This window comes from Streptomyces sp. NPDC048436 (genome assembly GCF_043200355.1).
In the GTDB taxonomy this organism is placed as follows: Bacteria; Actinomycetota; Actinomycetes; order Streptomycetales; family Streptomycetaceae; genus Streptomyces.
This window is the reverse complement of sequence record NZ_JBICXP010000004.1, coordinates 155,920-168,519: the sequence shown is the minus strand read 5'-3', so window position 1 is coordinate 168,519 and position 12,600 is coordinate 155,920. Positions and strand designations below refer to the sequence as shown.

The following is a 12,600-nucleotide window of genomic DNA, read 5'->3' as shown; positions in this document are numbered from 1 at the left end:
GTCCTCCTCCGCGCCCCCTTGATACGCCGTCACGTGACACGCCGTCACGACTCGGGGAGCTGCTCTCCGTAGTCCACCATCTCGTCCTTCGCCGGCACGTTGAGGGCGAAGTCCCGCCCCCAGTCACTGAGCAGCAGCGTGCCCGCGTCGCCCGCGCGCACCAGGCGCAGCGGGTAGGGCTTGCCCTTGAGGGAGACGGACAGGGTGCCGCCCGCGCCCTCGTCGCCGGTGATCTTGATGCTGGGGGCGCCGCTGGTCGTGCCGCGGTCGCCGGTGGCGAGCTTGCCGTGCAGGGTGAGCATGCCCTCCAGGAGGACGTCCTTGTCGGTGAAGCCGCTCAGCTGCTGGTAGGCCGCGTCCTCCCGGGGGACCTTCACGTACTTGCCGTCGAGCTTGGCCGCGGCGGCGCCGTCCGTCTTGCCGGGCTTCTGGCCGCCCTTGGCGTCCTCGTGCGTCCAGAAGCCGGCGTCGGCCTTCAGGAAGAGCTGCTTGCCGACGCGCAGCAGCTGGAAGGTCTCGCCCTTCGACGTGACGGAGCCGGTGCCGCCCTCTTCCTTCAGGCGCATGTCGAGCTTGTACGTGTGCCCCTTGCTGACCAGGGAACCCGACAGCCGCACCGCGGGCGCCGCGTAGGCCACCGAACGGGACTTGCTCTGGATCTTGGTGGCGGAGAGCTTGCCGATGCCGTTCGTGCCCGCGTCCGGATCCTCGTCGCTGCTGCACCCGGTGAGACCGGTGACCCCCATGACAAGACCCGCGCACAACGCGCTCACGAGTGCCGCCCTGCGGGTGCGGCGGGCCATGGGGATAGCGGACACAGGGGGCCCTGCCTCTCGTGGGGGACGACGGCTACGGCTACGGCAGTACGGCAGCGTACCCGTGCTGACCAGTCGCATCACCGCCAGTCCTGACGGATGACCCGCCGGGGCGGATCCGACCGGGACGGGCTAGCCTGAAGCCCGTATTACGGGACAGAACGGCATAAGACGCTACGAGCTCACGAGGAGCAGAGGAGGGCGCGTGTGATGGCCGCGACCACCTCCCGGGTCTTCGTCTCGCATCTGGCCGGCACCGCCGTCTTCGACCCGAACGGCGACCAGGTGGGCCGGGTGCGCGACCTGGTCGCGATGCTCCGGGTCAACCGCAGGCCGCCCCGGCTGCTCGGCCTCGTCGTCGAGCTGTCCACGCGGCGGCGCATCTTCCTGCCCATGACCCGGGTGACGGGCATCGAGACGGGCCAGGTCATCACCACCGGCGTACTGAACGTCCGGCGCTTCGAACAGCGGCCCACCGAGCGGCTCGTGCTCGGCGAGATGCTCGACCGCCGGGTCCGGCTGATCGAGACGGACGAGGAGGTGACCGTCCTCGACGTGGCGGTCCAGCAGCTGCCGGCCCGCCGGGACTGGGAGATCGACCGGGTCTTCGTACGCAAGGGGAAGGGCGGCACCTTCCGGCGCAAGGGGGAGACGCTGACCGTCGAGTGGTCGGCCGTCGACGGTTTCTCCCTGGAGGAGCACGGCCAGGGCGCCGAGAGCCTGCTCGCCACCTTCGAGCAGCTGCGCGCCGCCGACCTCGCCAACGTGCTGCACCACCTCTCGCCCAAACGGCGGGCCGAAGTGGCCGCCGCCCTCGACGACGACCGGCTCGCCGACGTGCTCGAAGAGCTTCCCGAGGACGACCAGATCGAGATCCTCGGCAAGCTCAAGGAGGAGCGCGCCGCCGACGTCCTGGAGGCGATGGACCCCGACGACGCCGCCGACCTGCTCGCCGAGCTCCCCGAGGACGACAAGGAGCGCCTCCTCACCCTGATGCAGCCCGACGACGCCGCCGACGTGCGGCGTCTGATGGCGTACGAGGAGCGCACCGCGGGCGGTCTGATGACGACCGAGCCGATCGTGCTGCGGCCCGACGCGACCGTCGCCGACGCCCTCGCGCGGGTGCGCCAGCAGGACCTCTCCCCCGCGCTCGCCGCCCAGGTGTACGTGTGCCGGCCGCCGGACGAGACGCCGACGGGCAAGTATCTGGGCACCGTGCACTTCCAGCGGCTCCTGCGCGATCCGCCGTACACCCTGGTCAGTTCGATCCTGGACGACGATCTGCAGCCGCTCGCGCCGGAGACCGCGCTGCCCGAGGTCGCCGGGTTCTTCGCCACGTACGACATGGTGGCGGCCCCCGTCGTCGACGAGGGCGGCTCGCTGCTCGGCGCGGTGACCGTCGACGACGTGCTCGACCACATGCTGCCGGACGACTGGCGCGAGACGGAGTTCCACCTGGACGAGACCGAGGAGACCGAGGAGGAGGCGCCCCATGGCGGCGGCTGACCGCGAGCGGGACGGCCGTGCCGAGCCGCGGGCCACGCCACGCTTCCGGCTCGACCAGCCTCGGCCGCCGCGCCGCAGGCTCCTGCCGGAGTACGACCCCGAGGCCTTCGGGCGGCTCTCGGAGCGGATCGCGCGGTTCCTGGGCACGGGGCGCTTCATCGTCTGGATGACGGTCACCATCACCGTCTGGGTCGTCTGGAACATCACCGTCCCGGACTCACTGCGCTTCGACCCGTTCCCGTTCCTCTTCCTGACCCTCGCGCTGTCCCTCCAGGCGTCCTACGCGGCGCCCCTGATCCTGCTCGCGCAGAACCGGCAGGACGACCGTGACCGGGTCAATCTCGAACAGGACCGCAAGCAGAACGAGCGTGCCATCGCGGACACCGAATATCTCAGCCGCGAGATCGCCTCGCTGCGCATGGGCCTGGGCGAGGTGGCCACCCGCGACTGGATCCGCTCCGAGCTCCAGGACCTGGTCAAGGAGCTGGAGGAGCAGCGGACGGGCCGCCGCGTCGTATTCCCGGCAGAGGAGCGCGGGGGCAGTGACGTAGGCGACCGTTGACGGCCCTTTCCTGAGCAGGGTTACCGCGCCGTACTATCGGTCTTATGGCTACGGAAGACGCGGTGCGTGAAGCACTGGCGACGGTGAACGACCCCGAGATCCACCGACCCATCACCGAGTTGGGGATGGTCAAATCGGTCGATATCTCCGCCGATGGGGTGGTAGCGGTCACCGTGTACCTGACGGTTTCCGGGTGCCCGATGCGCGAGACCATCACGAAGAACGTGACCGACGCGGTCGCCGCCGTCGAGGGCGTCTCGCGCGTGGACGTCACCCTCGACGTGATGAGCGACGAGCAGCGCAAGGAGCTGGCGACCGCACTGCGCGGCGGCACCGCCGAGCGCGAGGTGCCCTTCGCCAAGCCCGGCTCGCTGACCCGCGTCTACGCCGTCGCGTCCGGCAAGGGCGGCGTCGGCAAGTCCTCGGTGACGGTGAACCTCGCGGCAGCGATGGCCGCGGACGGCCTGAAGGTCGGCGTCGTGGACGCGGACATCTACGGCCACTCCGTGCCCCGGATGCTGGGCGTCGACGGCAAGCCCACCCAGGTCGAGGACATGATCATGCCGCCGTCGGCGAACGGCGTGAAGGTCATCTCGATCGGCATGTTCACCCCGGGCAACGCCCCGGTGGTGTGGCGCGGCCCGATGCTGCACCGCGCGCTCCAGCAGTTCCTCGCGGACGTCTTCTGGGGCGACCTGGACGTCCTGCTCCTGGACCTGCCGCCGGGCACCGGTGACATCGCCATCTCCGTGGCGCAGCTCGTCCCGAACGCCGAGATCCTCGTCGTGACGACGCCCCAGCAGGCAGCGGCCGAGGTGGCCGAGCGTGCGGGCTCCATCGCCGTACAGACCCACCAGAAGATCGTCGGCGTCGTCGAGAACATGTCCGGGATGCCGTGCCCGCACTGCGGCGACATGGTCGACGTCTTCGGCACGGGCGGCGGCCAGCGTGTCGCGGAGGGCCTCACGAAGACGACGGGTGCCACGGTCCCGGTCCTCGGCTCCATCCCGATCGACCTGCGGCTGCGCGAGGGCGGCGACGAGGGCAAGCCGGTCGTCCTGACGGACCCGGACTCCCCGGCGGGCTCGGCGCTGCGCACGATCGCGGGCAAGCTCGGCGGCCGCCAGCGCGGCCTCGCGGGCATGACGCTCGGCATCACGCCGCGCAACAAGTTCTGAGTTCTCCGCCGTACGCCGATGGGGGCGCCGCTCGTGTCGAGCGGCGCCCCCATCGGCGTACGTACGTCTGTGAGGCGCTAGGCCGCGTACTCCTTGATGTCCTTGACCACCGAGAAGCCCAGGCCGTACGCGCTCATGCCACGCCCGTACGCGCCCAGGTGCACGCCTTCCTTGGTCGATCCGGCGAGCACCCAGCCGAACTCGGACTCGCGGTAGTGGAACGAGGTCGGCACCCCGTCCACCGGCAGCGAGAGCGTCGACCAGTCCTCGCCCTGAAGGTCGTCCGCCAGGACCCAGGCCGTCTCGGTCTGCTGGTCCAGCCAGTCGTCCCGCAGGGTGTGGTCCATCTGGCTGGGCCAGGTGATGGACAGCAGCCCCACTCCGGCGAGCCAGGCCGCGGACGACACCGACGTCGCCTCCAGCAGGCCCGTGCCGTCCGGGCTGCGCCGCACCGGGTTGGCCGCGACGGTCACCACGACCGCGAAGCGCTCCTTGTCCTTGCCGTCGTCGGACATCTCGCTGCGCACCGACGGCTCGTCGCCGTGCCCGATGGCTCCGTGCTCCACCGCGCCGTCCGCGGCGGTGCCGACCTGCATCAGCCAGCGCTCTCCCGTGAAGGCCTCATCGAGGCCGTACCAGGGGAATGGCGCCAGCAGGTAAGCGTCGACCGTGCGCCGGGCGGAGGACATCGCCTGTGCGGTGCCGTCCGCGGCCGGCGCCTGTGCGCCTACGCGACTTGTCGTCTCCATGTACCCGGCCGCCTCCTCGTTCTCATCGGTCCGCAGGGCCCGCCCCCCTCGGGCGTCCTCAGCCGGACAACAAGGCAGGATAGCCACACCCGTTCCGGAACCTGGGACACCGGTCGGCGTACGGGTGTCTCACGGGGTGTGCCGGGCGGCGCGCTCAGGGACGTACCGCGGGTGACGAGCAGGAGGTCAGGTGGCGTCCGCGTCGAACGGCGGGTGCTCCGGAGGCGCGGTCGCCCCGGGCTTCTTGTCCATGTCGATACGGTCGCCCCGGCCGTCCTTCTTGGCCATGTCGACACGGTCACCGGCCGCGCCGTCGCCCTTGGCGTCCGAACCCTCGGCCGATTCACTCTCACGCCCGTGGACGGCGTCCGTGACCTCGGCCATCTCCTTCTTCAGGTCGAAGCCGTTCCGGATTTCCTTCAGACCCAGCTCGTCGTTGTCGAGCTGCTTGCGGATGAAGGTCTTCGGATTCAGGTCCTCGAACTCGAAGTCCTTGAATTCCGGGCCGAGTTCACTGCGTATATCCGCCTTCGCGCTGTCCGAGAATTCCCGGATCTTACGTATGGTGCGCGAGGCGTCCTGAATCAGCTTGGGCAGCTTGTCCGGGCCGAAAACGAGCACGGCGAGGATGATCAGCGCCACTACCTCGAGCGGGCCAATGTCTGAGAACACCTTGAGCTCCTTGCCATCCGGACCGGGTCCACGGTACCCGGCGTTCCTGTCCGTCCGGTAGCCGCTGGGCGACAGACATGGATCAATTGCCCCCCGACGCGCCGAGCACGAGCGTCACTTTCCGGTCCTTTCCCGCGCGCTGGAGCGTCAATTCGAGGCTGTCCTTGGGGCGGTGGGAGCGGATCTTGACGATCAGTTCGTCACCGGAGTGGACGCGCTGACCGTCCACTTCGGTGATGACGTCGCCCGGCTCGATTCCGGCACGGTCGCCAGGACCGCCCTTGTTCACGGCGGGGCCGCCGTCCTTGCCCTTCTCGCCGACGCGGGCCCCGTCGCCCGTGTACTCCATGTCGAGCGTGACGCCTATCACGGGGTGCGTGGCCTTGCCGGTGTTGATCAGCTCCTCGGCGACGCGCTTGCCCTGGTTGATCGGGATGGCGAAGCCGAGGCCGATGGAACCGGCCTGGCCGCCGCCGGGCGATGCGCTGTCGTCGGCGGAGCGGATGGCGCTGTTGATGCCGATGACGTGGGCCTCGGAGTCGACCAGCGGGCCGCCGGAGTTGCCGGGGTTGATGGGCGCGTCGGTCTGGAGCGCGTCCACGTAGCTGACGTCGCTGCCGTCGCCCTTCTCGCCGCCCGCGGTGATGGGGCGCTCCTTGGCGCTGATGATGCCGGAGGTCACCGTGTTGGCCAGGTCGAAGGGGGCGCCGATGGCCACGACGGGGTCGCCCACCTGGACGTTCTCGGAGTTGCCGAGGGGCAGCGGCTTGAGTCCGCGTACGCCGGAGACCTTGACCACCGCCAGGTCGTACCCGGAGTCGCGTCCTATGACCTCCGCCTTCGCGGTCTCGCCGCCGCTGAACGTCACCGATATCTCGCCGCCGGTGCCCGCGGGCTCGACCACGTGGTTGTTGGTGAGGATGTGCCCCTTGCCGTCGAGCACGAAGCCGGTCCCGGTGCCCTGCGCGTCGTCGCCGCTGACGTGCAGCGTCACGACGCCGGGCAGCGAGCTCGCCGCGATCCCGGCCACGCTGTCCTTGGCCCGGGCCTTGCCCTCGGCGTCAGCCTGCGGCAGCTCGACGTCCGTGACGCCGGCGTTGCGCTCCAGATAGGAACCGATGGCTCCGCCGATGCCGCCGGAGACCAGGGCGATGACGGCGATCCCGATCATGACGATCCGGCGCGCCCGCCTCTTCGTCTTGGCCTTGTCGACGGGCACGGCACCACTCTGCTGGAGGGGCGCGTTCCAGGGGTCGTACGGCTGCCGGGGCGGGGTTCCGCCAGGGCTCGGGGGGCCGGCGGGGCTCGGGGGTACGGCGGGGGCCGCTGCCGGGAGCTGTGTGCCGTGCGCCGGGGTCGCCGCCGGGTGCTGTACGGGCGGGGCGGGGGCCCAGGGGCCGGGCTCGCCGTAGGGCGGGGTGCTGTACGGGTCGGGGTCGTGCAGCGGGCGGGGGCGGTCGGCCGCGGCTGGAGCAGGAGCAGGAGCAGGAGCAGGAGCAGGAGCAGCCGGAGTTTCCGCGGCGGGGCCGGGGCCGGGCGGGGTGGTCGGGGGCGTCGCCTCGGGCGGTGTCGCCGCCGCCAGGGTGAAGTCACCTTCCGTGCTCGCCGGCCGCCCGGCGGTGTCCATCGCCTCGTCGGGGCCGGAACCCCCCGGCTCCGCGGCCGTGGCGCCCGGCGCGGACGCCTGCTTCGGGCGGCTCCACCATTTCGCCTTCGTGGGCTTGCCCTCGTCCATGCTCTCCCCACAACTGGCCACCGGCAGACGCCGCATATGTGCTCAACTCCGCGCCCGCCACAAGCCTCGGGCAGGCACGGCCCACCGAGGATTCAACCAGGTTCCCGCGCCGAAGCGCAGAGCACGTCAGCGGATCTGCGAAGTGCCCTGCAGTGTGCCCTCGATGGGGGAGGCCGCCGCGGTCCGCGCCGGGTCCGCTCCAGCCACCGCGGTGGTGCCGCCCAGCGTCGGGACGGTGCCCCCGGAAGACGGGCCGACCGGGGCGAGGGGAGAGACCGGGCGGATCATCGGGGACATGATCGCCGCACCGGTCAGCATCGGCGCCGCGACCTCGGGCACCACGGGCAAGGACTCCTGGACGTGGGGCCCTCGCGCGGGCACCCCCGGCAGCAGGGGCCCGGTGGCCTGCGTCGGCGCGACCGGCGCCGCGAGCACGCCAGGGCGCTGGCCGAGCGCGGAGAGGGGGCCGCTGCCACGGCGTCGTACGGAATCGGGGGCCGTCGTGGCACCCGAGCCCTGCGAACGCAGCGGCGACGCATTGCTGTTGCTGTTACTGCTCCCCGAGCCCGCGCGCGGCTCACCCGGGTCGGCGGGAACGCCCGTCGTGACGCCGCCCAGCGCTATCGCGGCGAGCGAGACCGCGCCCGCGGCGGCGAACGCGAACCGCCGCCCGCGCCATAGCGAACGCTCGGTCTCATGCCTGCTGACGTCCTGCCGGCTGACGTCATGGATACGGAACCCGCGCCCCGTGCTCGGCAGCACCGCGGCGTGGCTGCCCGATGGGGCATAGCCGAAGGTCTCGGGCTGCACGCCGAAGACTCCGGTGGGCGGCAGCCCGGATTCGCTGTCCGCGGTGGCGAAGCCGCCGCTCGCGGGAGGCCGGGGGCCGGACGGGGGCTCGCTGCAGCCGCCGGGAAGGCCCTGGAGGCGCGCGAGGAAACTCTCGGTGGGAGGCGGCGGTGCCACCTCGGCGAAGACGCTCTTGAGCCGCCGCTGTGCGTCGGCCTCTATCTTGCACTTCGGACAGGTCGCGAGATGAGCGAGGCATCGCTCACGCGCGTCATGGCCCAGCTCTCCGTCCACAAGGGCGGCGAGCCGGTCCCCCAGATGCTGCTCGGCCAGGTGCGGCTCGACAGGTTTCGACCGTGATCCACTCACGCGGTCGCGCCCCCTCCTCCCGGCGCCACGGCTCCGGCGAGGAGACGGCGCTCGGCGCGGGCTTCGGGCGACCGGTGCTGAAGGGCTTTGCGCAGCTGCGAGCGGCCGCGGTGGATACGGCTGCGGACCGTGCCCAGCTTGACGCCGAGGGTGGCGGCGATCTCCTCGTACGAAAGGCCTTCGATGTCGCACAGGACCACCGCGGCGCGGAACTCGGGCGCGAGGGTGTCAAGGGCCTGCTGCACGTCCGCGTCGAAATGCGTGTCGTTGAAGACCTGCTGCGGGGAGGGCTCACGGCTGGGGAGGCGCTCCGCCGCGTCGTCCCCGAGGGCGTCGAAGCGGATGCGCTGCTTGCGGCGCACCATGTCCAGGAAGAGGTTGGTGGTGATGCGGTGCAGCCAGCCCTCGAACGTACCGGGGGTGTACGTCGACAGGGACCGGAAGACACGGACGAAGACCTCTTGCGTGAGGTCCTCGGCGTCGTGCTGATTGCCGGTCAGGCGGTACGCCAGGCGATAGACCCGTCCGCTGTGCGTGCTGACGATCTCCTCCCAGGTGGGCGGAGTCCACGCCTGCGATTCCGCATCAGCGGCAAAGGTCGCGGTCTGAGCGGAACTGGCGGTGTGGAATCGGTCAGCGGTGTCGGTCACGGATTTCGGCTCACCCGCCAGCCCGAGAAAACGTCTCAGCGCTCCTCCCCGGCCTGCGGACGCAGCCGCACCTCCCCTGTCGGCTCTGGTGGTGTCCAGTGGAGCCCCTACCATAACCACCTCGCCCGTTAGCTCCGGATAAGTGTTTTTACCGGAATTTGGCACAGGCTTCCCGCCAGGTGTCCTGCCTGGTCGAAGGGCCCGCATCCGGTCTTGATCCATTCGTTACCCCCGCTGTCCGCCTACCCCTACTAAACGCCCGGTCCCATCTGCGGGTTCCCGGCACCAACGGATACAGTCACGGCCAGGCATCCACGGGGACAGGAGAGGGCCATTACCGGCAACCGGCAGACGAGCTGGGCGTTCGCCGACGCCTTTGTCGCCGAGGACGAGGCAGCGCGCTGGGCCCGTGACCGGGCCCGGGAGGCTGGGCTGCCCTCGGTGTCGCCCGGTACCGGCGCCGCGCTGCGGATGCTCGCCGCCACGGCGGACGCCAAGGCGGTCGCCGAGATCGGAACCGGCACGGGCGTGTCCGGAATCCATCTTCTGCACGGAATGAGGCCGGACGGCGTCCTGACCACCGTCGACCCCGAGCCCGACCGCCAGCAGTTCGCGCGGGAGGCGTTCCGCGCCGCCGGCTTCGCGGGCAACCGCGCGCGGTTCATCCCCGGCCGCGCACTGGACGTACTGCCCAGGCTCGCTGACGGTGGCTATGACCTCGTCTTCTGCGACGGCGACCGCACCGAGTACCTGGACTACCTCGCTGAATCGTTGCGCCTGCTGAGGCCCGGCGGGCTCGTCTGCTTCGAGGGCGCCTTCGCCGACGGCCGCACGGTGGACTCCGGTCCACAGCCGGCCGACGTACTGCGGATCCGGGAGCTGCTGCGCGCGGTGCGGGAGAGCCAGGACTTGATGCCGGCGCTGCTGCCTGTGGGGGACGGGTTGCTCTGCGCCGTCAAACGGTGAGAGCTGAGCGCTCCGCGGGTTGAACCGTATGTGCCTGTGCCTGCGGCTGCGCCGCGGCTGGCCGCTGCGCTGCACGCCGCCGGGATGTCTGCGGGCACGTCGTGGCTGATCGCGCCCGCGCGGCGGAGCCGCACATGTCACAGCCCCGCGCCCCTTCGGGGCGCCCCCCCAGGGCGCACCCAGCCCCGCACATAGCACTGCCCCGGCACGTCGTACGGTGCCGGGGCAGTGAAAGAGTATGCGCTTCCGCGTCAGCCGACGACCTTCTTCAGGGCGTCGCCGAGTGCATCGGCCTCGTCCGGAGTCAGTTCGACGACAAGTCGTCCGCCGCCTTCGAGCGGAACGCGCATGACGATGCCCCGCCCCTCCTTGGTCACCTCGAGCGGGCCGTCGCCCGTCCGCGGCTTCATGGCCGCCATGCTCGTTCCCCTTCCTGAAACCAGCTCATCGCAGCCGACAACCCAGGTGTCACCGGCATCGAACACATTGCTTCCAGGCCATTATCCCGCATGGCAGGACCCGATGACCAACATCGGTCTGCATCGCTTGCGCAACGCGCGCCCGCAAAACCACTCAATTCGGCGATGTGGCTGCGATACTGCGCCACTCCTTACGCCTCTTCGGCCAGGAATTCTTTGACGCAGGTCACATATCTCCCCTCATGTCGGAGCCCGATGATCTCCGTCATGCTGGGCTCGGACAAAGATGACCGGCGCAGGACCACTGGAGGGGATTCACCATGGCCGACACCGTGCTCTACGAGGTGAGCGACGGGCTCGCGACCATCACGCTGAACCGCCCCGAGGCGATGAACGCGATGAACGTCGAGGCCAAGGTCGCTCTGCGAGAGGCGGTGCAGTCGGCCGAGTCGGACCCCGCGGTCCGTGCCGTACTGCTCACCGCGACCGGGCGCGCGTTCTGTGTGGGGCAGGACCTGAAAGAACACGTGGGTTCACTCATGGCGGACCGCGAGTCGGGCAGCGGACAGACGATGAGCACGGTCAGGGAGCACTACAACCCCGTCCTGCGCGCGCTGACCGGGATGGCCAAGCCGGTCGTCGCGGGCGTCAACGGCGTCGCGGCCGGGGCGGGCCTCGGCTTCGCGCTCGCGGCCGACTACCGGATCGTCGCGGACACCGCGCGCTTCAACACCTCCTTCGCCGGAGTCGCGCTGACCGCCGACTCGGGCGTCTCCTGGACCCTGCAGCGGGTGATCGGCCCCGGCCGTGCCGCCGATCTGCTGCTGTTCCCGCGCAACATCTCCGCCCAGGAGGCGTACGACCTCGGCATCGCCAACAAGGTCGTCCCCGAGGCCGAGTTGGCGGCCGAGGCCCTGAAGGTGGCCCGCACCCTGGCGGAAGGCCCGACCCTCGCCTACGGGGCCCTCAAGGAGTCCCTCGCCTACGCGGCGGGCCACACCCTGGAGGAGTCCCTGGAGAAGGAGGACGAACTCCAGGCGAAGGCGGGCGCGTCCGAGGACCACACGATCGCCGTCCAGGCGTTCCTGGACAAGGCGAAGCCGAAGTACCTCGGCCGCTGAGAAGGAGCTACCGGCTCTTGGGGACGCGGATCACGCAGTCCTCCAGGTGGTCGTTCACCAGGCCGCACGCCTGCATCAGGGCGTAGGCCGTGGTGGGCCCCACGAAGCGGATGCCGCGCTTCTTCAGGGCCTTGGACAGGGCCGTGGACTCCGGAGTGATCGCCGGTACGTCGGACAGGGCGCCCGGTGTCTTGCGGGAGGCCGGGTCCGGCGCGTGCGACCAGATGAGCTCGTCCAGCTCGCCCTCGGCCCAGTCGGCGAGCACGCGCGCGTTGGCGAGGGTCGCGTCGACCTTGGCGCGGTTGCGGATGATGCCGGGATCGGCGAGGAGCCGCTCACGGTCGGCGTCCGTGAACCGCGCCACTTCGGCGATCTTGAAGTCGGCGAAGGCGGCGCGGAAGCCCTCGCGGCGGCGCAGGATCGTGATCCAGGAGAGGCCCGACTGGAAGGCCTCCAGGCAGAGGCGTTCGTACAGCGCGTCGTCCCCGCGGACCGGGCGGCCCCACTCCTCGTCGTGGTACGCCACGTAGTCCTCGGTCGACAGGCCCCAGGGGCAGCGCAGTCTGCCGTCAGGTCCCGCCACCGCGTCGCCGCTCACTTGTCGCTCTCCTCTTCGGCCGCGTCCTTCAAAGACGCCGAGTCCTGCGGGGTCACCGAGTCGTCCGGGGCCACAGGGCCCTGTGTCGCCGGGGCGTACGTCTTGAAGAGGCCGGGGCCGCCGACCGCGGTGGCCTGGGCGCCGGCGAGTGCCGCCTCCAGCTCCGCGATGTGGGCGTCGCGCTCGGCGAGTTCGGCGGCGAGGCGGCCGAGGGCGTCGTCCACGTCCGCCATGTCGTAACCCCGCAGGGTCAGCGGGAAGCGCAGTGCCTCGACGTCCGCGCGGCGCAGGGCGCGGTCCGGGGGCAGCGAGTCGGTGAACCGCTCGGGCAGAACCTCGGGCAGTGCGCCGCGCTCTCCACCGCCGATCACGGCCAGCGTCACGGCGCCGACCACCACCACGAGGGCGATGACCAGAAACAAGAACAAGACCATCTCTTCAGGCCCCCACGCTCGACTGCCGTGCTGAAAC

Annotated in this window: 14 protein-coding genes; 5 read left to right on the top strand and 9 right to left on the bottom strand. The window is 70.8% G+C overall.

Going from position 1 to position 12,600, the window contains the following annotated elements:
- Positions 1–44: 44 nt before the first annotated feature.
- Entirely contained in the window at positions 45–803 is a 759-nt protein-coding gene (locus ACGFX9_RS15625) for a hypothetical protein (RefSeq protein ID WP_393470996.1), read from the bottom strand.
- 222 nt (positions 804–1,025) lie between these two features.
- Between ACGFX9_RS15625 and ACGFX9_RS15620 the strand changes: the two genes are divergently transcribed.
- From ACGFX9_RS15620 to ACGFX9_RS15610, 3 genes are read left to right on the top strand one after another with little or no spacing between them, the layout of a single operon-like run.
- A complete protein-coding gene (locus ACGFX9_RS15620) occupies positions 1,026–2,321 on the top strand; it encodes a magnesium transporter MgtE N-terminal domain-containing protein (protein ID WP_393470993.1) in 1,296 nt (431 codons plus the stop codon).
- On the top strand, positions 2,308–2,883 hold the full coding sequence (locus ACGFX9_RS15615) for a DUF1003 domain-containing protein (protein ID WP_393470990.1): 576 nt from the start codon (positions 2,308–2,310) through the stop codon (positions 2,881–2,883). Before ACGFX9_RS15620 ends, ACGFX9_RS15615 begins: the two co-directional genes overlap by 14 nt.
- 44 nt (positions 2,884–2,927) lie before the next feature.
- Positions 2,928–4,061 (top strand): Mrp/NBP35 family ATP-binding protein, encoded by a 1,134-nt coding sequence (locus ACGFX9_RS15610; protein ID WP_393470987.1) that lies wholly within the window; start codon positions 2,928–2,930, stop codon positions 4,059–4,061.
- Positions 4,062–4,138: 77 nt separating this feature from the next.
- On the opposite strand, the gene ACGFX9_RS15605 is transcribed toward ACGFX9_RS15610, so the two are convergent.
- The 5 genes from ACGFX9_RS15605 to sigE form a co-directional block, all read right to left on the bottom strand.
- Positions 4,139–4,810 carry a hypothetical protein gene (locus tag ACGFX9_RS15605; protein WP_393470984.1) on the bottom strand — a complete coding sequence of 224 codons (672 nt, stop codon included), beginning with the start codon at positions 4,808–4,810 and terminating at the stop codon, positions 4,139–4,141.
- Positions 4,811–4,996: 186 nt separating this feature from the next.
- Positions 4,997–5,482 (bottom strand): sec-independent translocase, encoded by a 486-nt coding sequence (locus tag ACGFX9_RS15600; protein WP_393470981.1) that lies wholly within the window; start codon positions 5,480–5,482, stop codon positions 4,997–4,999.
- An 82-nt stretch (positions 5,483–5,564) separates the two neighbouring features.
- Positions 5,565–7,217 carry a S1C family serine protease gene (locus tag ACGFX9_RS15595; RefSeq protein WP_393470978.1) on the bottom strand — a complete coding sequence of 551 codons (1,653 nt, stop codon included), beginning with the start codon at positions 7,215–7,217 and terminating at the stop codon, positions 5,565–5,567.
- Between the two features lie 126 nt (positions 7,218–7,343).
- Positions 7,344–8,375 carry an anti-sigma factor family protein gene (locus ACGFX9_RS15590; protein ID WP_393470975.1) on the bottom strand — a complete coding sequence of 344 codons (1,032 nt, stop codon included), beginning with the start codon at positions 8,373–8,375 and terminating at the stop codon, positions 7,344–7,346.
- Positions 8,372–9,139, bottom strand: coding sequence for an RNA polymerase sigma factor SigE (gene sigE, locus ACGFX9_RS15585; RefSeq protein WP_393470972.1), 768 nt, complete (start codon positions 9,137–9,139; stop codon positions 8,372–8,374). The genes ACGFX9_RS15590 and sigE overlap by 4 nt, the downstream gene beginning before the upstream one ends.
- 153 nt (positions 9,140–9,292) lie before the next feature.
- On the opposite strand from sigE, the gene ACGFX9_RS15580 reads away from it, so the two are divergent.
- Entirely contained in the window at positions 9,293–9,991 is a 699-nt protein-coding gene (locus ACGFX9_RS15580; RefSeq protein ID WP_393472417.1) for an O-methyltransferase, read from the top strand.
- 251 nt (positions 9,992–10,242) lie between these two features.
- On the opposite strand, the gene ACGFX9_RS15575 is transcribed toward ACGFX9_RS15580, so the two are convergent.
- Complete coding sequence (locus ACGFX9_RS15575) at positions 10,243–10,410, bottom strand: DUF3117 domain-containing protein (RefSeq protein WP_003966491.1); 168 nt, start codon at positions 10,408–10,410, stop codon at positions 10,243–10,245.
- A 320-nt stretch (positions 10,411–10,730) separates the two neighbouring features.
- Here ACGFX9_RS15575 and ACGFX9_RS15570 point away from each other — a divergent pair, with 320 nt between their 5' ends.
- Positions 10,731–11,531 (top strand): enoyl-CoA hydratase/isomerase family protein, encoded by an 801-nt coding sequence (locus ACGFX9_RS15570; RefSeq protein WP_393470969.1) that lies wholly within the window; start codon positions 10,731–10,733, stop codon positions 11,529–11,531.
- 7 nt (positions 11,532–11,538) lie between these two features.
- Here ACGFX9_RS15570 and ACGFX9_RS15565 read toward each other — a convergent pair whose 3' ends face one another.
- Both ACGFX9_RS15565 and ACGFX9_RS15560 read right to left on the bottom strand, forming a co-directional pair.
- Positions 11,539–12,129, bottom strand: coding sequence for a DNA-3-methyladenine glycosylase I (locus tag ACGFX9_RS15565; RefSeq protein WP_393470966.1), 591 nt, complete (start codon positions 12,127–12,129; stop codon positions 11,539–11,541).
- Positions 12,126–12,563 carry a DivIVA domain-containing protein gene (locus ACGFX9_RS15560; RefSeq protein ID WP_393470963.1) on the bottom strand — a complete coding sequence of 146 codons (438 nt, stop codon included), beginning with the start codon at positions 12,561–12,563 and terminating at the stop codon, positions 12,126–12,128. Before ACGFX9_RS15560 ends, ACGFX9_RS15565 begins: the two co-directional genes overlap by 4 nt.
- Between the last annotated feature and the right edge of the window lie 37 nt (positions 12,564–12,600).

What these genes read in the sequence shown, in the direction of transcription:
- sigE (WP_393470972.1), bottom strand. Translation starts at nt 9,139, where the DNA reads ATGGTAGGGGCTCCACTGGACACCACCAGAGCCGACAGGGGAGGTGCG.
- ACGFX9_RS15570 (WP_393470969.1), top strand. Translation starts at nt 10,731, where the DNA reads ATGGCCGACACCGTGCTCTACGAGGTGAGCGACGGGCTCGCGACCATC.
- ACGFX9_RS15575 (WP_003966491.1), bottom strand. Translation starts at nt 10,410, where the DNA reads ATGGCGGCCATGAAGCCGCGGACGGGCGACGGCCCGCTCGAGGTGACC.
- ACGFX9_RS15620 (WP_393470993.1), top strand. Translation starts at nt 1,026, where the DNA reads ATGGCCGCGACCACCTCCCGGGTCTTCGTCTCGCATCTGGCCGGCACC.
- ACGFX9_RS15560 (WP_393470963.1), bottom strand. Translation starts at nt 12,563, where the DNA reads ATGGTCTTGTTCTTGTTTCTGGTCATCGCCCTCGTGGTGGTGGTCGGC.
- ACGFX9_RS15605 (WP_393470984.1), bottom strand. Translation starts at nt 4,810, where the DNA reads ATGGAGACGACAAGTCGCGTAGGCGCACAGGCGCCGGCCGCGGACGGC.
- ACGFX9_RS15615 (WP_393470990.1), top strand. Translation starts at nt 2,308, where the DNA reads ATGGCGGCGGCTGACCGCGAGCGGGACGGCCGTGCCGAGCCGCGGGCC.
- ACGFX9_RS15595 (WP_393470978.1), bottom strand. Translation starts at nt 7,217, where the DNA reads ATGGACGAGGGCAAGCCCACGAAGGCGAAATGGTGGAGCCGCCCGAAG.
- ACGFX9_RS15610 (WP_393470987.1), top strand. Translation starts at nt 2,928, where the DNA reads ATGGCTACGGAAGACGCGGTGCGTGAAGCACTGGCGACGGTGAACGAC.
- ACGFX9_RS15625 (WP_393470996.1), bottom strand. Translation starts at nt 803, where the DNA reads ATGGCCCGCCGCACCCGCAGGGCGGCACTCGTGAGCGCGTTGTGCGCG.